At 72.4% G+C, this 19,698-nt stretch carries 16 protein-coding genes; 9 read left to right on the top strand and 7 right to left on the bottom strand.

Annotated elements, in window-relative coordinates; all coding sequences use genetic code 11:
* Window positions 1–7 precede the first annotated feature (7 nt).
* Window positions 8–607, bottom strand: coding sequence for an SAM-dependent methyltransferase (locus BLA60_RS17495; RefSeq protein WP_075133951.1), 600 nt, complete (start codon window positions 605–607; stop codon window positions 8–10).
* A gap of 118 nt (window positions 608–725) precedes the next feature.
* Between BLA60_RS17495 and BLA60_RS17490 the strand changes: the two genes are divergently transcribed.
* The gene (locus tag BLA60_RS17490; protein WP_075133950.1) at window positions 726–1,340 is read left to right on the top strand and encodes a hypothetical protein; all 615 of its coding nucleotides are present in this window, start codon (window positions 726–728) and stop codon (window positions 1,338–1,340) included.
* A gap of 83 nt (window positions 1,341–1,423) precedes the next feature.
* Window positions 1,424–1,855, top strand: a complete 432-nt coding sequence (locus BLA60_RS17485) for a DoxX family protein (RefSeq protein ID WP_075133949.1) — start codon at window positions 1,424–1,426, stop codon at window positions 1,853–1,855.
* A gap of 1 nt (window position 1,856) precedes the next feature.
* On the opposite strand, the gene BLA60_RS17480 is transcribed toward BLA60_RS17485, so the two are convergent.
* Window positions 1,857–2,717 carry a sigma-70 family RNA polymerase sigma factor gene (locus tag BLA60_RS17480; protein WP_075133948.1) on the bottom strand — a complete coding sequence of 287 codons (861 nt, stop codon included), beginning with the start codon at window positions 2,715–2,717 and terminating at the stop codon, window positions 1,857–1,859.
* Window positions 2,718–2,872: 155 nt separating this feature from the next.
* Here BLA60_RS17480 and BLA60_RS17475 point away from each other — a divergent pair, with 155 nt between their 5' ends.
* The 3 genes from BLA60_RS17475 to BLA60_RS17465 all read left to right on the top strand — a co-directional run bounded on the left by BLA60_RS17475 (window position 2,873) and on the right by BLA60_RS17465 (window position 10,563).
* Window positions 2,873–5,161 (top strand): Hsp70 family protein, encoded by a 2,289-nt coding sequence (locus BLA60_RS17475; protein WP_154814417.1) that lies wholly within the window; start codon window positions 2,873–2,875, stop codon window positions 5,159–5,161.
* A gap of 133 nt (window positions 5,162–5,294) precedes the next feature.
* On the top strand, window positions 5,295–6,746 hold the full coding sequence (locus BLA60_RS17470) for an FG-GAP repeat domain-containing protein (RefSeq protein ID WP_154814416.1): 1,452 nt from the start codon (window positions 5,295–5,297) through the stop codon (window positions 6,744–6,746).
* 97 nt (window positions 6,747–6,843) lie between these two features.
* Window positions 6,844–10,563 (top strand): S8 family serine peptidase, encoded by a 3,720-nt coding sequence (locus BLA60_RS17465; RefSeq protein ID WP_075134028.1) that lies wholly within the window; start codon window positions 6,844–6,846, stop codon window positions 10,561–10,563.
* Here the strand turns inward: BLA60_RS17465 and BLA60_RS17460 are convergent, their stop codons facing one another.
* The 4 genes from BLA60_RS17460 to BLA60_RS17445 form a co-directional block, all read right to left on the bottom strand.
* A complete protein-coding gene (locus BLA60_RS17460) occupies window positions 10,564–11,550 on the bottom strand; it encodes a helix-turn-helix domain-containing protein (protein ID WP_075133945.1) in 987 nt (328 codons plus the stop codon).
* Window positions 11,551–11,605: 55 nt separating this feature from the next.
* On the bottom strand, window positions 11,606–12,691 hold the full coding sequence (locus BLA60_RS17455) for a transcription termination factor Rho, short form (protein ID WP_075133944.1): 1,086 nt from the start codon (window positions 12,689–12,691) through the stop codon (window positions 11,606–11,608).
* Between the two features lie 120 nt (window positions 12,692–12,811).
* Window positions 12,812–13,081, bottom strand: a complete 270-nt coding sequence (locus tag BLA60_RS17450; protein ID WP_075133943.1) for a hypothetical protein — start codon at window positions 13,079–13,081, stop codon at window positions 12,812–12,814.
* A 107-nt stretch (window positions 13,082–13,188) separates the two neighbouring features.
* Complete coding sequence (locus BLA60_RS17445) at window positions 13,189–13,791, bottom strand: TetR/AcrR family transcriptional regulator (RefSeq protein WP_075133942.1); 603 nt, start codon at window positions 13,789–13,791, stop codon at window positions 13,189–13,191.
* 92 nt (window positions 13,792–13,883) lie between these two features.
* Here BLA60_RS17445 and BLA60_RS17440 point away from each other — a divergent pair, with 92 nt between their 5' ends.
* Both BLA60_RS17440 and BLA60_RS17435 read left to right on the top strand, forming a co-directional pair.
* Entirely contained in the window at window positions 13,884–15,617 is a 1,734-nt protein-coding gene (locus tag BLA60_RS17440) for an ABC transporter ATP-binding protein (protein WP_075133941.1), read from the top strand.
* Complete coding sequence (locus BLA60_RS17435; RefSeq protein WP_075133940.1) at window positions 15,614–17,500, top strand: ABC transporter ATP-binding protein; 1,887 nt, start codon at window positions 15,614–15,616, stop codon at window positions 17,498–17,500. The genes BLA60_RS17440 and BLA60_RS17435 overlap by 4 nt, the downstream gene beginning before the upstream one ends.
* On the opposite strand, the gene BLA60_RS17430 is transcribed toward BLA60_RS17435, so the two are convergent.
* Window positions 17,497–18,144, bottom strand: a complete 648-nt coding sequence (locus BLA60_RS17430) for a dienelactone hydrolase family protein (RefSeq protein ID WP_075133939.1) — start codon at window positions 18,142–18,144, stop codon at window positions 17,497–17,499. The two genes, BLA60_RS17435 and BLA60_RS17430, sit on opposite strands and share 4 nt — an antisense overlap.
* Here BLA60_RS17430 and BLA60_RS17425 point away from each other — a divergent pair.
* Together BLA60_RS17425 and BLA60_RS17420 are read left to right on the top strand one after the other, a co-directional pair.
* Complete coding sequence (locus tag BLA60_RS17425; RefSeq protein ID WP_245812026.1) at window positions 18,073–18,834, top strand: TetR/AcrR family transcriptional regulator; 762 nt, start codon at window positions 18,073–18,075, stop codon at window positions 18,832–18,834. The genes BLA60_RS17430 and BLA60_RS17425 overlap by 72 nt on opposite strands.
* Entirely contained in the window at window positions 18,815–19,642 is an 828-nt protein-coding gene (locus BLA60_RS17420; protein ID WP_075133938.1) for an enoyl-CoA hydratase-related protein, read from the top strand. The genes BLA60_RS17425 and BLA60_RS17420 overlap by 20 nt, the downstream gene beginning before the upstream one ends.
* The last annotated feature ends 56 nt before the right edge of the window (window positions 19,643–19,698 follow it).

Raw genomic sequence — 19,698 nt, 5'->3', positions numbered from 1 at the left:
CGGGAATCTACCGGCGGGCCACCAGCACGGTGTCGTTGACGTGCTCGGTGCCCGGCGGCGCGGGCGCGACCCTCGGCCGGATCTCGGCGGTGAGGATCGTCCATGAGTCGTCCAGGGCGGCGAGCAGCTCGTCGTGGTTGTAGAAGTCCTTGAGGTCGAAGTGGCCGTTGCCCATGTGCTCGTGGCCGGTGAGGTCGTGGCCGCCGACGAGCAGCGTGCCGCCGGGGGCGACGGCGGCCAGCAGGCCCGCCAGCGCGGCGGGCGGCTGGTGCGGGATCGCGAAGTACTGGAGGGTGACCAGGTCGAACGCGCCGGCCGGCGGCGGGTTGGTGTCCAGGTCGGCGTGCGCGAAACGCACCCGGTCGGCGAGCCCGGCCTCGGTGGCGGCCTCGGTGGCGCGGTCGAGCGCGACCTGGGAGATGTCGATGCCGGTGACCGTCCAGCCGCGCCCGGCCAGCCAGAGCGCGTCGGCGCCCTCGCCGCAGCCGACGTCCAGCGCGCGGCCGGGGGCCAGGTCGGTCGCCTCGGTGACCAGGACGCCGTTGGGCCGGCCGCTCCACAGTCGCGTCTGGCCGAGGTACATGTCGTCCCAGAACTGTTGGTCCATGCGGCCACTGTGAACCCGGGGGAGCGGGGTTGGCAAAGTCCGTTGCCGGAACGGCAACAGCGCCGTTGACACCCGGCTTATTCTGGGAGCGCTCCCAAATTCGATCGAGGAGGAGCGGATGCGGCGCACGGCACTCACCGTCCTGACCACCGCCCTGCTCGTCCTCACCGCCTGCGCCGAACCACCGGCGCAACCACCGGCGCAACCACCGGCCGAACAGCGGGCCCAGCCGCCGGAACAGTCGGCCACCGCGCACCACCACGAACCGCAGGACGGCACCGGAACCCCGGCGCTGGGCCGTGCGGTGACCTCGATGGACGAGCTGTCGGCCTGGGTCGCCGACACCACCGGCGAGTGCGCCGACCTCGCCCCGGCCACCGCCGCCGACCTCGCCGACTACCTCGGCCCGGTCCGCGTCCGCTGGTACGAACCGTTCGTCGCCGAGTGGGCCACCTGCGGGATCGCGCCCTACGACCGGCTGGGCCTGGTGCTGTTCGCCCCCGGCCGGCAGCGCGCGCTCCAGGAGTTCTGGGCGGCGGGCCTGGCCGCCGGCGAGCTGACCGACAACCCGGACTGGGCCTTCGGCAACGGGTTCGCCGTGACCGCCGGCCCGCTGGGCGTCGAGCGCCTCGGCCTGCGCTACCTGTGGTGCGAACCGGTCGACGACCCCGGCGCGCACACCGTGCCCGCCGACGTCGAGGGCTGCGTGTACGCCGCGCCCGACCACCACTGAGCGCCGGCCGGTCACATCAGGGCACCCTCGCGGGTCATTCGGCCATGACAACCAGAGTGACAACGAGCAGGACGACACGCCCGATGACCGGCACGGCGGCGCGTGCGTGGCCGCGACGACTGAAGACCGCCGTCTACCTCGTCGTCGCCGCCGCGTTCATGGTCGGCGCGGTGACCAAGTACCTGCCGGGAGAGACCTTCTTCGGGCCGCCGTACTCGGTGAAGTTCGCCGACTGGGGCTACCCGTCGTGGTTCCGGTTCGTGGTCGGGACGATCGAGGGCATCGCCGCGATCCTGTTGGTCATCCCCGACCGGCGGACCCGGTTCGCCGGCGCCACCGCGCTGGTGTTCGTGCTCACCGGCGCCACCACGACCCACATCGTCAACCACGACCCGATCTCGGAGAGCATCTCCGCACCGTCCTACCTGGTGGTGACCACCGTCATGGCGCTGGCGAACTGGCCGGCCGACTGGCGGGACGTGCTGCGGCCACGCCGCGACGCGGTGAACGCGTAGCTCACCGCGCCAGCGGCTGGAGGGCGATGCGGGCAAGGTGGTCGGGGTCGGCCAGCATGTCGATGGCGGTGATCCGGCCGTCGGCGACGGTGAAGCCGAACACCACGCGGGTCGTGCCGCCCCTGGTCCACATCAGCCCCGGCAGACCGTCGACCAGCGCCAGCCGGGCGCCCTGCGCGCGGCCGAGGAACCCGGCGGCCACCTCCCGGGCACCGGACGCGGCGGTCGCGCCGAACCGCGTGGCCGCCGCGTCGGTGCGCAGCACGGCGTCCGGGGCGAGCAGGGCCAACAGTGTGTCCAGGTCGCCGCCGCGCGCGGCGGTCAGGAACGCCGCCACCACCTCCCGGCGGCGGGCCAGGTCCTGGTCGCCGGACGAGGTGGCGCCGCGCACCCGGCGGCGCGCGCGGCTGGCCAGCTTCCTGGCCGCCGCCGGGGTCCGGTCCACGATCGGCGCGATCTCCTCGAACGGCACCCCGAACAGGTCGTGCAGCACGAACGCCAGCCGCTCGGCCGGGCCGAGCGTGTCCAGCACGACCTGCAACGCGAGGCCGACCGACTCGGCCAGCACCGCCTGGCCCTCCGGGTCAGGGGCCCCGGCGCCGGTCTCGGCGCCGGCCTCGATGTCCTCCCACGGCTGCTCGCGGCGGGCGCGCACCATGTTCAGCGCCACCCGCGCCACCACCGTGGTCAGCCAGCCGCCCAGGTTGTCGACCTCGGCGGTGTCGGTGCGGTGCAGCCGCAGCCACGCCTCCTGCACCGCGTCGTCGGCCTCGACCGGCGAACCAAGCACCCGCAGCGCCACCGCCCGCAGCCGGGGCCGGTGCTCCTCGAACCGGGCCGTCATCCACTCGTGCTCGTCCACCGGACACGTCCTTTCCCGCCGGGATGATGTCACCGCACTGACCCGCGCGGGCCGCCCGGTGTGACCGTCGACCGCACACCGGATTCCGGCGAAACCCCCGCTGGCGCCCGGGATCTGTGCTTGGGTGCTACCGACACTCGAAGGTGGAGGTGGCGGTGGATCAGGTCACCGCGGTGGTGGACTTCGGCACGTCGCACACCGTGGTCGCGGTCGCCGGGCCGGGCATTCCGGTGCGGCAGGTGGCCGTCGACGGGCAGCCGTGGTTCCCCTCGTCGGTCTTCTGGGACCGCGACGGGCGTGGGGTGGTCGGCGAGGACGCGCTGCGGCTGGGCCGCGACGAGCCGGCGCGGCTGGAACGCCGGCCCAAGGCCCGCGTCGGCGAGGACGAGGTGCTGCTGGGCGACGCGGTCGTGCCGGCCTCGGCGCTGGTGCGCACGATGCTGGTGCGGGCGATCGCCGAGGCGGTCACCGCCGTGGACGCCGTCGTGTCGCACCTGGTGCTCACCCACCCGGCGGACTGGGGCCCCACCAAGCTCGGCGAGCTGCTGACCGCCGCCCAGGGGCTGGTGCCCCGGGTGAGCATGATGGCCGAGCCGGTCGCCGCCGCGGCCTGGTTCGCCGGCCGCCACGACCTGCCGACCGGTGCCGTGCTGGCGGTGCTCGACGTCGGCGGCGGCACCTGCGACGCGGCCCTGGTGCGTCGCGAGCCGACCGGCCTGTCCGTCGTCGCCTGCGCCGGGCTGCCCGACCTGGGCGGCGACGACCTCGACCAGCGGGTCGTGGACCACCTCGCCGGTGACCGCCCGGAGCTGGCGGCGTTGCTGGGCGCGCGACTGGGCCAGGCCGAGCCGGCCGCGCTGACCGACCTGGCCCGCTTCCGCGACGGCGTGCGCACGGCCAAGGAGACGCTGTCCACCCACCCGCAGGCCGACGTGCCGCTGCCCGGTGAGCTGCCGGACACGCTGCTCACCCGCGCCGAGTTCGAGGAACTCGCGCGCCCCGACCTGAGCCGCGCGGTGGAGCTGCTGGACGCCACGGTGCGCTCGGCCGGGCTGACCCCGCGCGACCTCACCGCCGTGCAGCTGGTCGGCGGCTCCAGCCGGGTGCCGCTGCTGGCCCAGCTGCTCGGGTCGTGGTCGGGCGTGCCGGTCCGGCTCGACGACCAGCCAGAGGCCGTGGTCGCGCTGGGTGCGGCGGTGGCGCTGCGCCCGCAGGCCGGTGGCCCGCGCGAACCCGACGTGACCGGCCCGGTCCGGATCCCGGCGGCCGAGTTGGCGGCGCCGGCACCGGCCAGGCCGCGTCAGCTCAGGTCGTGGGCGGCGGTCGCGGCGGTGGTGGTCATCGCGGCGGCGGTGCTCGGGGTGGCGGCGCTGATCGACACCCGGGGGATCGGCAGCACGCCGATCGCCGGCTCGGCGCGGTCGCTGCCCGGCGGGCCGAGGCTGGTGCTGCCGGCGGCCACGGCCGGTGACCCGGTGGCGGTGGCCGGCGGCTCGACCGACGTGCTGGCGCGCGTGGAGCAGGGCGAGTTCGTGGACTACATGTACCAGGACAAGGCGGTGCGCTGGCGACTGGACGCGTTCGAGGACGGCGACCAGGCGCAGAGCGCGCTCGCCGAGCTGGGCAACGAGATCGACGACGGCCACCACTGGGCCCTGGTGCGCTACACCGTGCACACCGTCGTCGCGGTGCCCGGTGAGCCGGACCTGGCCGACCAGGTCTACCTGGTCGACGACCGGGGGCTGATGATCAGCCCGCTGGACAGCTTCAAGGGCCCGGTCAACAGCGGGTCGGCGACCCTGCCGCAGGACTGCCCTCGGGAGGCGACCGAGCCGGTGAAGGCCGGCGCGGACCTGGCGCGCTGCGCCCTGTTCGCGGTCCCCGACGTCACCCCGATCGCCGAGGTGGCCATCGCCTACCACTCCAACAGCCGCCCCCAGCAGAGCCTGAGCGACGACACCAGGACGCGCGGCGCGCGGATCGCGGTGACCGGGCGGGACACCGCCGGGGCCGGCCCGGCCGTGCCGGGCGGGGCGCGTCCGCGCGGCGGTGCGGTGGCGCTGCACACCGACCAGCTCACCGGTGAGATCGCGGTGGCCGGCCTGGTCGAGGACACGTCGGAGTACCTCAACGAGGAGACGGCGGTCATCCTCGGTGGCAGCCGGGCGATGATCCTGCGGATCGCGGTGCGGCTCGACGAGCCGGCGCCGGCCAGCTCGCTGCTGGGCGTGTCGGCCGCGTTGCTCGACGAGCGCGGGGCGCCGATCGACCCGGGCATCACGGTGCGTACCAACGAGTGCGTTGACACGCTGGGCGAGGGCGAGGTGTCCGGCACGGTCGCGTTGTGCGTGTTGTTCGCGGTGCCCAACGGTGCCACGCCGGGCAGCGCCGTCGTGCAGTCGTCGATCGGCGCCGACCCCGAGGTGTGGAGCCTCCGTCCCTGAATAATCGGCGGAAATTCACTCTGATGAGTAATCCGGTTTTCCGGTCGTCCCCGATAGGGTTGTGGTCTCGCGGCGCCGGTTCCGCGGGAATGCCTCACATCACGGGAAATGCCCGGATATTGGAGTGCTGTCCATGGTGAGAAAATTCTTCCTCCGACCCTGGATTACGTTCCTGGCCGCCTGTGCGGTGGTCACGACGCTCGGCCTGGTCACCACCGCGGAGTCCGATGTGGACGGCACGACGGCGGTACGCCAGGCCGCCTACGAGGTCCTCCAACCGCCGGACACCTGGCAGATCTGGGACAAACCGGGCCATGTCGGCACGCCGCTGTTCGGTGACGTCGACGGCGACGGCCGGGACGACCTGATCGCCCCCGTCGCGGGCGGCGACGTGTTCGTCGGGCTCTCCCTGGGATTCCAGTTCGCCACCCCGCAACAGTGGCTGTCCGGGTTCTGCGGCCCGATCTGCCAGACCGCCGACGTCGACGGCGACGGTCGCGACGACCTGGTCAGCTACTCCTGGGGCACCGGCACCACCTCCGGGTCGGCCAACGTCCGGGTGGGACTGTCCACCGGGACGGGGTTCGCCGACCAGGGCGTGTGGAACGACGGGTTCTGTGTCACCGAGCAGGTCTGCCGGGTCGGTGACGTCGACGGTGACGGCCGGGCCGACCTGGTCGCGTTCACCCCGAACACCGGGCTGGTCTGGATCTCCCGGTCCACCGGCCGCTCCTTCGGCGAGAACGCCGTGCGGCACAACTACTTCTGCATCGTCACCGAACGTTGCCACGTCGGTGACGTCGACGGTGACGGCCGCGACGACCTGGTCGCGTTCAAACCGTCCTCACCGGATGGTCAGAAGGGCAACGTGCTGTGGTCCCGCTCGACCGGCACCGGATTCGAGGCGGCCCGCACCGGCCACGGATTCTTCTGCATCGACAACGAGATCTGCTCGGTCGCCGATTTCGACGGCGACGGCCGCAGCGACATCATGGTGTTGAAACAGGTTCCCTGGGAAGGGACCTGGGAACTGCTGGTGGCCCTGTCCGACGGCCAGCAGTTCACCAACGCCACCCCGTTCAGCTGGTCGACCTCCATTCCCGGCCACTTCGGCGCCACCGGCGACGGTGACGGCGACGGCCGCGCCGACCTGCTGACCTACGTCCGGGACAACAGCGCCGACCCGGTGCGGTTCTACCTGGCGGCCAGCAAGCCGACGCCGCCGACCGACCCGCCGCCGATCGACCCGCCGGCCAGCGGCATCTCCCGCGTGGAGATCAACAACTGCACGGTCGAACGGCGTGACCTGTACGTGTGGGTGTTCGACGCGGCGACCGGCGGCCTGGTGATCAACTCCGGGGCGCTGGGCCACCAGTACGACGACACCGGCCGCTGCCCGGCGGGCGGCCAGCCGTGGGACTTCAACCCCGACACCGGGCGCGCGTTCGACATCGTCGTGGTCGACCCGGCGCTGATCGGCTGCGGGGTGAACGATCCGTCCGTCCAGGCCTGCCAGAAACAGCGGCTGCGGGTGGTCGGCAACGACCGAGGTCCGGTCTGGAAGGTCGTGGTCCCGACCGCGTGATACGGCGGTGATCGGCGCTGTCCAAAGTACGACACGTCGTAAGTTGGACAGCGCCGGTTGCTGACAGCCGGCGGGTGGCCCCAGGAACCTGATGGCCATGCAATGGAGATCCCGTGTTCTCGTCATGGCCGTGTGCGGTGCCCTGACCCTGACCGGCACGCAGGTGGCCTCGGCAGCGCCCGAACCGGGCGACACCCCGCCCCGCCCAGAGACCGTCCACCACACGATCACCCTGGTCACCGGGGACGTCGTGCTCCTCGAACAGCTTCCCGGCGGCCGTCGCGCCGCCACCGTCACGCCGGGACCCGGCCGGGAGTCGGTCACCTTCCTCCAGGAGGAGGTCGACGGCGCGCTCTCGGTGATCCCGAGCGACGTCATGACCCAGGTCGTCGACGGCCGGCTCGACCCGGCACTGTTCAACGTGGACGAACTGATCGCCCAGGGCTACACCGACGAGCAGCGGCGCACGCTGCCGCTGATCCTCACCTACGGCACGGAGCTGTCGACCGCCTCGGCCCCGGCCGCCGCGACCCTCGGCCCCACCCTCACCAGCATCGGCGCCCGCGCCGTCCAGGCCGACAGGACCAAGGCGGCCACCTTCTGGAAGTCGGTCCAGGGCGGCGGTGTCGACCACATCGCGCTCGACCGCCGCGTGCGCGCCAGCCTGGACCGCAGCGTCGCCCAGATCGGCGCGCCACAGGCCTGGGAGGCCGGCTTCGACGGCACCGGCACCACGGTCGCCGTGCTCGACACCGGCTACGACGCCGAGCACCCCGACCTGCGCGGTGTGGTCACCCAGGCGCGGAACTTCTCCACCAGCCCGGACACCGGTGACCGGTTCGGCCACGGCACCCACGTCGCGGCCACGGTCGCCGGCACCGGCGACGGCTCGGACGGCGCCCGAAAGGGCGTGGCCCCCGGCGCGGACGTCCTGGTCGGCAAGGTCCTCGGCGACGACGGCTTCGGCCAGGAGTCGTGGGTCATGGCCGGCATGGAGTGGGCGGCCGAGTCCGGCGCCGACGTGGTCAACATGAGCCTCGGTGGCAGCGGCGACGGCACCGACCCGCTGAGCCGGGCCGTCGACGCGCTCACCGAGCGGACCGGCACCCTGTTCGTGGTCTCGGCCGGCAACAACGGCGAGCAGGGACTGGGCACCGTCGGCTCGCCGGGCAACGCCACCGCCGCGCTGACCGTCGGCGCCGTGGACCGCGACGACGTGCTGGCGCCGTTCTCCAGCAAGGGCCCGCGCACCAGCGACCTGGCGGTCAAGCCCGACATCACCGCGCCGGGCGTGGACATCGTGGCCGCCCGCGCGGCCGGCACGTCGATGGGCACCCCGGTCGACGACCTGTACACCGCCGCGTCCGGTACCTCGATGGCCGCCCCGCACGTGGCCGGCGCGGCGGCGATCCTCGCCCAGCGCCACCCGGACTGGACCGGCCCGCGGCTCAAGGACGCGCTGGCCAGCACGTCGCTGGCGCAGGCCGACCGGTCGGTCTACGAGCACGGCGGTGGGCGGGTGGACGTCGCCCGCGCGGTCTCCCAGGGCGTCTACGCCACCGGCACCCTCGACCTCGGCGAGGTCGACGAGGACGGCGGCCCGGTCAGCGGCGAGGTCGAGTACACCAACCTGACCGACGGGGACCTGACCCTCGCCCTGGATCTCGACGTCCGCTCGCTGGGCGGTGCCGACTCCGGTGACGGCGTCCGGATCGAACAGTCCACCGTGGAGGTTCCGGCCGGTGGCAGCGCGACGGTCCCGGTGATCGCCGACCCGGCGGCGCTGGACGGCGGCGTCCACGGCGGACGGCTGACCGCCACCGCCGGTGACGTGGTGGTGCACACCGCGCTCGGCGCGAACGAGGCCGTCCCCACCCACAAGCTCACCATCCGCGCATCCGGCCGCGACGGCGGCCACACGTTCACCCCGTACGTGTCGGTCTACGGCCAGGACTCGCGCTACGACGTGCGCAAGTACATCTACGACGGCCAGAGCGTGACCGTCGACGTCCCGGAGGGCGTCAACTACCTCACCGCCATGGTCAGCACCCAGCATGACGAGACCTCGCACATCTTCATGGACCCCGAACTGGAGGTCACCGGGGACATGACCTACGTCCTGGACATCGAGAAGACCGTCCAGGCGAAGGTGGAGACGCCGAAGCCGGCGACCCAGCAGGGCTCGCTGAGCTACTACGCCTACCGGAAGTTCGGCCAGCGGACCATCACCAGCACCGTGCAGAAATGGGACGGCACCCGTGAGGTGTGGGTGACGCCCGCGAAGCGGCCGGCCGAGGGCGAGCTGGAGTTCGGGGTCCGCTGGAGCCTGCGGGCACCGCAGCTCAGCGCCACCACGACGACCGGGCCGAAGGTGACCGTGCTGCCGCGCTACGGCACCGGCGACACACCCCTGATGGACGGCACGGTCACCCACGAACTCGTCTCGGCCGGCTACGGCACCGTGGAGGAGTTCGCCGCCGGTGACTTCCGGGACGCGATCGCGCTGATCGACCCGCCGAAGCCGGGGGAGTGGCACGACGTGCACGAGATGGCCCGGCGCGCGGCCGACGCCGGCGCGGCGATGGTCATCATCATCAAGGAGTCGCCGGACACGCGCTACCCCGACGAGCTGACGCGGTCGGACGTGACGCCGGCCGACGGCCCGCCGGTGCTGCTGGTCACCGACGTCAGGTTGGGGGAGGGCCAGGCACTGCTCGCCGCGCTCGACCGGGGGCCGGTGTCGCTGAAGGTCACCGGGACCCCCAGCAGTCCGTACCTGTACGACGTCATGCAGGTGGAGAACGGCGAGATCCCGAACGAGGTCGTGCACCGGGTGAACCGGCGCACCTCGGCGGTCGTGTCCAGCGCCTACCACGAGCCAGGCGGCGCCCCGAAGCTCAAGGAGCAGTGGTTCGCCTGGCGGCCGTGGCAGGCCACCACGTTCGGCCAGTTCCAGCGCTCGGTGGACTCCTCGGTGCGCGAGGAGTGGATCACCGCCGACGACACCGTGTGGCAGCACCGGGTCCGGCACTTCAACTCGTGGGGCAGCAACTTCCCGCTGCAGAACGGGATCACCCACGAGGCGAGGACCTACCGGCCGGGGGAGCGGGTGCGGGAGAGCTGGTTCGCCCCGGTGGTGCGCCCGGCGATCCCGACCGGCGTGGCCGGGCTGACCTCCACCCGTACCGATGACACCCTGACGGTGCGGATCCCGGAGTTCGTCGACAGCGGGGCCGGGCACTACGGCTTCGCCGAGAGCTCCACGATCGGCAATCCCTCCGCGGACGAGGTCAGCGCGCGGTTCTACCGCGACGGTGAGCTGGTCACCGAGGCGCCGGACGCCTGGCGGCAGTTCCCGGCCTCGCCGGACCCGGCCACCTACCGGCTGGAGCTCTCGACGGCACGCACGACGCCGGAGTGGGAGTTCGCCACCCGGACCGAGACCGCGTGGACCTTCCAGTCCCGGCGCGGTGCCGACGGGGCGTTGCTGCCGCTGCCGCAGGTGGACTACCAGGTCGACGCCGACCTGGCCAACCAGCTGCGCGCCGGCAGCTGGACCACCATCGGGCTGACCACCCGGCACCAGGACGGGCTGAACGGGCCCCGAACCCGGTCGGTCTCGGCCTGGGTGTCCTACGACGACGGTGAGACCTGGACCAAGGTCTGGGTCCTCGGGTGGGGCTCGCGGTACACGGCCACGTTCATGCACCCGCCGCGCAGCCGCACCAACGGGTTCGTCACCCTGCGGGTCCTCGCGCAGGACACCGCCGGCAACGCGATCGACCAGACGGTCGTGCGGGCCTACGGCCTGCGTTAGTCAGTCGCTGAGCCAGCCGAGCCGGCTCGCGGTCCAGGCGAGTTGCATCCTGGACTGCGCGCCGGCTCGGCGCATCAGCTCGTAGATGCGCCGCTGCACGGTGCGCTGGCTGACGCCGAGCTGGGTGGCCACGGCCTTGTCGCTGACTCCGCCGACCAGCAGCGACAGCAGCTGCCGTTCCTCGGGGGCGAGGTGTTCGGGGTCCTCGTCGTCCGGCTCGTCGACCAGCAGCGGGGAGCCGCGCTCCCAGTAGGACTCGAACAGCGCGACCAGCGCGCCGAGCAGGCTGGAGTCGTGCACCAGCGCGGCGGTCGGTTCGGCGCCGCCGGCGGTGTGCTGGACCAGAGGGCACAGGGCCACGGTCCGGTCGGCGATCATCAGCCGGATCGGCAGGGCGGCGCTGGCCCTGGCCTGTTCGCCCTCGCGGACCCCGGCCGCGACGCTGTCGATCATGCCGGGTTCCTCGATCAGCGCGGTCTCGTAGAGCACCCGGTAGCGCACGCCCCTGGCCAGCGCGTCGAACTCCTCGGTGTTGTCCGAGGACGGCATGGCGATGTGGCCGGCGCGGCAGAACCAGAGCAGCTCCTCGCGGGCGCCGAGTTGCAGGTAGCGCACCTGGTGGCGGATGGCGGCCGCGCCGGTGATCACCTCGATGAGCTGGGTGGGGTCGCGGCGGCGGGTGCTCTCCCGGTACTGCTCCAGCAGCGCGTACACCCCGCTGCGGGCGGACTCGAGGGACTCCTGGCCGCGTAACAGCAGCGGTCCGAACGCGACGTCCGGGGCGACCGGGACGTACTCGGCGGCGGTGCCCTGGCCGGCGTCGCGGCGCACGAGTCCGGTGGCGTGCAACGAACTCAGCACGTCGGATGCGGTGTGTTCGGCGATGCCCAGTCGCTGCGCGACCGACTCGGGGCGGGCGTGGAACAGGGTGAGGACCGCGCGGTACACCCGCTCCTCGGTGGGGGTCAGTCCGATGGCTTCGAGCAAGGCGCCTCCCGGTCAGCGTTCTGACCAGCCTAAACGCCCGGGTGCCCGGCCGGGGTCAGCGGTTGGCGAGGCCGGTGAGCAGTTCGGCGTTGGTGGCGGTGCGGCGCAGGCTGGTGAGCAGCAGGTCGATGGCGCCGCGGCTGTCGCGGCTGTCGACGGCCCGGCGCAGTGACCGGGTGGCGGCCAGTTCGGCCGGGTGCAGCAGCAGTTCCTCCTTGCGGGTGCCGGAGGCGCGGACGTCGACGGCGGGGTAGCTGCGCTGGTCGGCCAGGCGCCGGTCCAGGCGCAGTTCGGCGTTGCTGGTGCCCTTGTACTCCTCGAAGATCAGCGTGTCGCCGGCCGAGCCGGTCTCCACCAGGGCGGTGGCGACGATCGTCAGCGAGCCGCCGCCGTCGATGTTGCGGGCGGCGCCGAGGAAGCGCTTGGGCGGGGTGAGGGCGGTGGAGTCGACGCCGCCGGTGAGGATGCGGCCGTGGCCGGGGGCGGCCAGGTTGTAGGCGCGGCCGAGGCGGGTGAGCGAGTCGAGCAGCACGACGACGTCGCGGCCCTGCTCGACCAGGCGTTTGGCGCGTTCGATGGCGAGTTCGGCCAGGGCGGTGTGCTCGCGTGGCGGTTGGTCGAAGGTGGCCGCGACGACCTCGGCGGGCACGGCGCGGGCGAGGTCGGTGACCTCCTCGGGCCGTTCGCCGACGAGCACCAGCATCAGGTGGCACTCGGGGTGGTTCTTGGCGATGCCGTGCGCGACGGCCGCGAGGACGGAGGTCTTGCCGGCCTTGGGCGGCGCGACGACCAGCGCGCGCTGGCCCTTGCCGATCGGCATGACCAGGTCGATGACCCGGGTCGTGAGCGCGTGCGGCTCGGTTTCCAGCCGGAGCCTTTCGTTGGGGTACAAGGGAGTCAGCTCGGTGAACGCGGGCCGGGCGTGGCCGGGGCGCTGCCCGTTGACCGACTCGACGGTACTGAGCCGTCCCTGGTGGACGGTGCCGGTGACGGTGTCGCCCCGGCGCAGCCCGTCCTGGCGGACGAGTCGCGTCGGCACGGTCGGGTCGCCGGGGGAGGGCAGGTAGCCCTCCAGGCGCAGCGCCGCGCGGTCACCGACCACGTCGAGCAGGCCGCTGACAGTGGTGTCGTTGGTAGACATGGGAAATCTCCACAGGGGTAGGACGGATCGACGCGCGTCGGGAAAGGCGCTGAGATGATCCGAGAGAGGTCTCGGCGTGGGGGGCGGGGCCCGCATCCACGCGAGGTAGACACGTCCACGCTAGCGACCGGTCGCCGCCCGCGCAACTGTCGGGGTGGTCTCAGTCACGGTCCTCGCCCCGGCGATCGCCGCCCGCATCTCGTGCGCGCTGAACTCCTCGACGAACTCCAGCAGCGGGGCCACGGCGCGGGCGATGACCGCCTCGGCGGCCTCCAGCAGGGCGAGCAGCCGGGTGGGTACCGACAGCGGCACCAGCACCACGGCGGTCATCGTGGTGGTCACCGTCCGTGCGCCCCAGCGGACCAGCTCACCCGGCAGCCATGTCGCCATCGGTCCATTGCACCTGACGGCGGCGGTTTTCGCTGGCCGCGAACGTCGCGGTCGGGTGGCCGGTCGCAGACAAAACGGGTCGCCCCGGCCGTGGTCGAGGTCTACCGTCACCGGTCGGGGTGGGAGGCCAGGCCGTGGAGCATGGGGAGGTAGACGTCGTCGACCAGTTCGGTGATGGTGGCGTCGGTGAGGGGAGCGCCGCAGGTCATGGCTTCGGTGCGGATCAGGTCGAGGGGGATCCGCAGCGCGCGCGCCGGTACCCGGACCGGCGGCAGTTCGCCGCGTCGTGCGGCGCGGTCGACGATCTGCTGGACCCGGTCGTGCAGTGGCGCGGCGCGCAGCCGGTCGCGGAGCAGTTCGGCGACCTCGGGGTGGCGGAACGCCTCGCCCATGACCCCGGCGATCATCTCGCTCATCATGGTGTCCACCCGCCGGGCGATGGTCACGAACAGCGTGAGCAGGTCGGTGCGCAGCGAGCCGGTGTCCGGTTCGTCCACGCTGACCGGTGCCTGGTGGTTCCACGCGGCAAGGACCAGCGCCGCGCGGCTCGGCCACCGCCGGTAGATGACCGTCTTGCTGGTCGCGGCCCGGGCGGCGACGGCCTCGATGGTCAGTCCGGAGTAGCCTGTCTCGCTCAGTTCGGCCCAGGTGGCGTCCAGGATCGCCCGCTCGAGGTGTTCACCGCGGCGGCGGGTCTTCGATGCCGGCACCCTGCTCCTAAGATACGTTGCGTCTCTTATTGAGGTGGTCTACGTTGTTCCATGTTAGATACGAACCGTTTCTTCGCTGACCGGGGGCCCACTTGCTGTACCGCCTGCTGCGCACCTACCTGCGGCCGTACCGGCGTGAACTCATCGTCATCCTCGCGCTGCAACTGATCGGCACCATCGCCTCGCTCTACCTGCCCAGCCTCAACGCCGACATCATCGACAAGGGCATCGTCACCGGCGACACCGGCTACATCGTCACCACCGGCGCCTGGATGCTCGCGGTCACCGTGATGCAGATCCTCTGCTCGATCGGGGCCGTGTTCCTCAGCGCCCGCACCGCCATGGGCTTCGGCCGGGACGTGCGGGCCGCGGTGTTCCGGCAGGTCGGCCGGTTCTCCGCCCGCGAGGTCTCCGGGTTCGGGCCGCCGACACTGATCACCCGCTCCACCAACGACGTCCAGCAGGTCCAGCTGCTGGTGGTGATGGTCTGCACGATGCTCGTCGTCGCGCCCATCATGTGTGTCGCCGGCATCATCATGGCGCTGCGCGAGGACGTCGGCCTGTCCTGGCTGCTGCTGGTCTGCGTACCGGCGCTGCTGATCTCCATCGGCCTGATCGTGGTCAGGATGGTGCCCCAGTTCCGGCTGATGCAGGAGCGCATCGACGACGTCAACCGGGTGCTGCGCGAGCAGCTGTCCGGTATCCGCGTGGTCCGGGCGTTCGTCCGCGAGCGCGCCGAGACCCGCCGCTTCGCCGACGCCAACACCGCGCTCACCGACACCGCGCTGCGCGTGGGCCGGCTCCAGGCGCTGATCTTCCCGACCGTGATGCTGATCCTCAACGCCTCCAGCGTCGCGGTGCTGTGGTTCGGCGCCGAGCGGGTCAACACCGGCGAGATGGAGATCGGCTCGCTGACCGCGTTCCTCAACTACCTGCTGCAGATCCTGATGGCCGTGATGATGGCGACGTTCATCTCGATGATGATCCCGCGCGCCGCCGTCTGCGCCGAGCGGATCAAGGAGGTGCTCGACACCGAGTCCTCGGTCGTGCCGCCGGCCGACCCGGCGCCGGAACCGACCGTGCGCGCCGAGCTGGAGCTGCGCGGGGTCGAGTTCCGCTATCCGGGCGCCGACGAACCGGTGCTGCGCGACATCTCGCTGCGGGCCGGCCCCGGCCGCACCACCGCGATCATCGGCAGTACCGGCGCCGGCAAGACGACCCTGCTCTCGCTGGTGCCCCGGCTGATCGACGTGACCGGCGGCGAGGTGCTGGTCGACGGCCTCGACGTCCGCCGGTACGCGCCGGAGGCGCTGCGCGCGCGGATCGGCCTGGTGCCCCAGCAGGGGTACCTGTTCACCGGCACGGTCGCCAGCAACCTGCGCTACGGCAAGCCCGACGCCACCGACGAACAACTCTGGGAGGCCCTGGAGATCGCCCAGGCACGCGAGTTCGTGGAGGAGATGCCCGGCGGCCTGGAGGCGCCGATCGCCCAGGGCGGTACCAACGTCTCCGGCGGTCAGCGCCAGCGGCTGTCGATCGCGCGGGTGCTGGTGCGGGCGCCGGAGATCTACCTGTTCGACGACGCGTTCTCCGCGCTGGACCTGGCCACCGACGCCGCGCTGCGCTCGGCGCTGCGGCCCAGGGTCGGCGACGCGGCGGTCGTGGTGGTCGCCCAGCGGGTGTCGACCATCATCGACGCCGACGAGATCGTCGTGCTGGACAACGGTTCGGTGGTCGGTACCGGCACCCACCACCAGCTCCTGGAGACCTGCCCGACCTACGTCGAGATCGTCCAGTCCCAGCTCACCCCGGAGCAGGCAGCATGAGCACGTCGACCACCAACCGTCCCGTCCGTCCACCGGCCGGGGGTGGCGGACCGTTCGGCGGCATGCCGATCGGCAAGCCGGACAACTTCGGGGTGTCCGCGCGCCGGCTGCTGTCGCGGCTGCGGCCCGAGCGCGCGCCGCTGATCCTGGTCCTGGCGCTGGCCGTGGTGAGCGTCGGACTGGCGGTGGCCGGCCCGAAGATCCTCGGCCACGCCACCGACATCATCTTCGACGGCGTGCTGGCGATGCTGGCCGGCGAGCCGGGAGCGGGCATCGACTTCGGCGCGCTGGGCGTGGTGCTGGCCTGGGTGCTGGGTCTGTTCCTGGCGTCCTCGCTGTTCGCGCTGGTGCAGGGCCGGGTGCTCAACGTCGTGGTGCAGCGGGTGGTCTACAAGTTGCGCGAGGACGTCGAGGGCAAGCTGCACCGGCTGCCGCTGCGCTACTTCGACGGCCAGCCGCGCGGTGAGCTGCTCTCCCGGGTCACCAACGACATCGACAACATCTCCACCACGCTCCAGCAGACCCTCAGCCAGCTGCTGACCTCGCTGCTGACGGTCATCGGCGTGCTGGTGATGATGCTGACGATCTCGCCGCTGCTGTCGCTGATCGCGCTGGCGATCATCCCGCTGTCGGTGGTGATCACCGGCCAGATCGGCAAGCGCGCGCAGAAGATGTTCATCGCGCAGTGGAAGCAGACCGGCGCGCTCAACGCGCACATCGAGGAGGCCTTCACCGGCCACCAGCTGGTCAAGGTGTTCGGCCGCTCCGACGAGTCGGAGAAGGAGTTCGACCGGCGCAACGAGGAGCTCTACGGGTCCTCCTCCGGCGCGCAGTTCATCTCCGGGTTGATCATGCCGGCGATGATGTTCCTGTCCAACCTCAGCTACGTGGTGGTGGCGGTGGTCGGCGGCCTGCGGATCACCTCCGGCTCGATGAGCCTCGGTGAGGTGCAGGCGTTCATCCAGTACTCCCGCCAGTTCACCCAGCCGCTGACCCAGGTGGCGTCGATGGCCAACCTGATGCAGTCCGGGGTGGCCTCGGCCGAGCGGGTGTTCGAGCTGCTCGACGCTCAGGAGCAGTCGGCCGACCCGGCCGACGCGGAGCTGCCGGCGCAGCGGCGCGGGCGGGTCGCGTTCGAGAACGTGTCGTTCGCCTACCGGCCCGAGCAGCCGCTGATCGAGGACCTGTCGCTGGTGGCCGAGCCGGGGCAGACGGTGGCGATCGTCGGCCCGACCGGCGCCGGCAAGACCACGCTGGTCAACCTGATCATGCGGTTCTACGAGCTGGACTCCGGGCGGATCACCCTCGACGGCGTGGACATCACTCGGCTGCGGCGCGAGGACCTGCGGTCGCAGACCGGCATGGTGTTGCAGGACACCTGGCTGTTCGGCGGCACGATCCGGGACAACATCGCCTACGGCAAGCCGGACGCGACCTTCGACGAGGTCGTCGAGGCGGCGAAGGCGACCTATGTCGACCGGTTCGTGCGCACGCTGCCCGAGGGCTACGACACGGTGATCGACGAGGAGGGCACCAACGTCAGCGCGGGTGAGAAGCAGCTGCTGACGATCGCCAGGGCGTTCCTGGCGAGCCCGTCGCTGCTGATCCTGGACGAGGCGACGAGTTCGGTGGACACCCGCACGGAGTCGTTGGTGCAGCACGCGATGTCGGCGTTGCGCTCGTCGCGGACGAGCTTCGTGATCGCCCACCGGCTGTCCACGATCCGCGACGCGGACCTGATCCTGGTGATGGAGTCCGGCCGGATCGTCGAGCAGGGAACGCACGAGGAGCTGCTCGCGGCGGGTGGGGCCTACCAGCGGCTCTACGCCGCGCAGTTCGCCGCCCCGGTCGACGGCGAGGAGGAGACGCCGGCCTCGTCCTAGGCGGTGTGCCGGACGAACCAGTCCCTGGCGAGTTCGGCGACCCGCTCCAGCGTCCCCGGTTCCTCGAACAGGTGGGTCGCGCCGGGCACGATCTCCAGGGTCGTGCCCGGCGGGAGCCGCCGCTGGGCGTTCGTGTTCAGCTCCACGACCTGCTCGTCGCGTCCGCCGACGACCAGCAGGGTCGGGGCCCGGACCCGGTCGAGCGCGTCGCCGGCCAGGTCGGGTCGCCCACCCCGGGAGACCACGGCCCGCACCGCACCGGGCCGGACCGAGGCGGTGACCAGTGCGGCGGCCGCGCCGGTGCTGGCGCCGAACAGTCCCACCGGCCGGCCGGTGGTGTCGCGCCGGTCGGCGAGCCAGTCCAGGGCGGCGGTCAGGCGCGCGGCGAGCAGCGGGATCTCGAACCGCAGCTCGCCGGTGCGCAGGTCGTGGGCCTCCTCCTCGGCGGTGAGCAGGTCGAGCAGGACGGTGCCCAGGCCGGCGGCGTGCAGGACGGCGGCGACGTAGCGGTTGCGTGGGCTGTGCCGGCTGCTGCCGCTGCCGTGGGCGAACGCCACCACCGCGCCGGTGCGGTGCGGCAGGGTGAGCCCGGCGGCCAGGCGCGCGTCGCCGAGCGGGATCAGCAGGTCCTCGTCGACGAACATGCGCGCCGGGTACCCCGGCGGGCGCGGCCCTACCCTTGCTACTATCTGCACTCGCTGTGCATATTCTGTTGGGGGGAGGTCGCGCTGACCACCGACACGACCAAGCCCGACGGCCGGTCCCTGCGCGCCCAACGCACCCGCCGCGCGATCGTCGACGCCCACCTCACCCTCATGCTGGGCGGCGACCCGCAACCCACCGCCGCGCGGATCGCCGCGACCGCCGGGGTGTCGGTTCGCGCGCTGTGGAGCCATTTCCGCGACCTGGAGCAGCTGTTCGCGGCGGCCGGGGAGCGGACCCTGGAGGTCCAGTACGCCGGCCACGTGCCGATCCCGCCCGGTCTGCCGCTCGACGAGCGGGTGGAGTCGTTCTGCCGGCAGCGCGCCCGGATGCTGGAGTCCATCGCCGGCGCGTCACGGGCGGCGCAGCTGCGGCTGCCGTTCTCGCCCCAGCTGCGCGCCAACCGCGAACGCCACAACGACCGGCTGCGGGCCGAACTGGCCGAGGTGTTCGCCCCCGAACTGGCCGTCGACGAGACCCTGCTGACCGCCCTGCAGGTCGCCACCGCGTGGCCGGCGTGGACGTGCAGCCGCGACGACCTGGGTCTGGACATCGACCAGGCCACCGAGGTCATGAGCCGGACGGTGGGCGCACTGCTGGAGAGGAGCCGAGATGAACACCGGAACCGATGATCTGCTGGCCAGGGTGGAACGCGGCGTCGGGGTGGTGACCCTCAACCGCCCCGACCGCCGCAACGCCCTGTCCCGCCCCATGCTCGACGCCCTGGCCGAGGTCCTGACCGCGTTCGCCGGGGACGACACCGTGCGGGCGCTGCTGCTGACCGGCGCCGGGAAGGCGTTCTGCGCCGGCGGCGACGTGAAGGCGTTCGCCGAACGCGGCGGCGCCGCCGGCGGCGAGGAGACCTTCGAGGACAAGGTCGCCCGCCAGCTGGCGAGTCAGCGAGCCACCACCGGCGCCCTGCACACCTTTCCGAAGCCGACCGTCGCCGCCCTCCCCGGCGCGGCCGCCGGCGCCGGCATCGGCCTGGCCCTGGCCTGCGACCTGCGCGTCGGCAGCCCGACGACGGTGTTCGCCACGGCGTTCGCCAAGGTCGGCCTGTCCGGCGACTACGGGACGACGTGGCTGCTGTCCCAGATCGCCGGCCCGGCCCGCGCCCGCCGCGCCCTGCTCCTGGGCGACCGGATCGACGCGGACACCGCGCTGGAATGGGGTGTGCTGGACCAGGTCGCCGAGGACGCCACGACCCACGCGTTCGAGATCGCCGCCGGCCTGGCCGCCGGCCCCCGCCAGGCGTACGCGTCGATGAAGCAGAACCTGCTCGACGCCGGCGCGTGTTCGCTCGACGAGGCCATGGCCCGCGAGGTCCCCCGCCACCTCACCTGCGGCCAGACCGACGACCACCACGAGGCCGTCCGCGCCTTCGTCGAACGCCGCCCACCGTCGTTCCGGGGTGACCCCACGACCCCGGCGTCGACCTGAGAGCCTGACCTGCCGCCGGCACCACACTATTCTGCCGAGACCTCCAGCATGTCTGG

This window comes from Actinophytocola xinjiangensis (genome assembly GCF_001921215.1).
GTDB classification, from domain to species: Bacteria; Actinomycetota; Actinomycetes; order Mycobacteriales; family Pseudonocardiaceae; genus Actinophytocola; species Actinophytocola xinjiangensis.
The sequence above is the reverse complement of the archived record's forward strand: the minus strand, read 5'-3'. Positions and strand labels throughout refer to the sequence as shown.

What these genes read in the sequence shown, in the direction of transcription:
- BLA60_RS17450 (WP_075133943.1), bottom strand. Translation starts at nt 13,081, where the DNA reads ATGGCGACATGGCTGCCGGGTGAGCTGGTCCGCTGGGGCGCACGGACG.
- BLA60_RS17465 (WP_075134028.1), top strand. Translation starts at nt 6,844, where the DNA reads ATGCAATGGAGATCCCGTGTTCTCGTCATGGCCGTGTGCGGTGCCCTG.
- BLA60_RS17485 (WP_075133949.1), top strand. Translation starts at nt 1,424, where the DNA reads ATGACCGGCACGGCGGCGCGTGCGTGGCCGCGACGACTGAAGACCGCC.
- BLA60_RS17430 (WP_075133939.1), bottom strand. Translation starts at nt 18,144, where the DNA reads ATGTTCGTCGACGAGGACCTGCTGATCCCGCTCGGCGACGCGCGCCTG.
- BLA60_RS17470 (WP_154814416.1), top strand. Translation starts at nt 5,295, where the DNA reads ATGGTGAGAAAATTCTTCCTCCGACCCTGGATTACGTTCCTGGCCGCC.
- BLA60_RS17455 (WP_075133944.1), bottom strand. Translation starts at nt 12,691, where the DNA reads ATGTCTACCAACGACACCACTGTCAGCGGCCTGCTCGACGTGGTCGGT.
- BLA60_RS17420 (WP_075133938.1), top strand. Translation starts at nt 18,815, where the DNA reads ATGAACACCGGAACCGATGATCTGCTGGCCAGGGTGGAACGCGGCGTC.
- BLA60_RS17495 (WP_075133951.1), bottom strand. Translation starts at nt 607, where the DNA reads ATGGACCAACAGTTCTGGGACGACATGTACCTCGGCCAGACGCGACTG.
- BLA60_RS17435 (WP_075133940.1), top strand. Translation starts at nt 15,614, where the DNA reads ATGAGCACGTCGACCACCAACCGTCCCGTCCGTCCACCGGCCGGGGGT.
- BLA60_RS17490 (WP_075133950.1), top strand. Translation starts at nt 726, where the DNA reads ATGCGGCGCACGGCACTCACCGTCCTGACCACCGCCCTGCTCGTCCTC.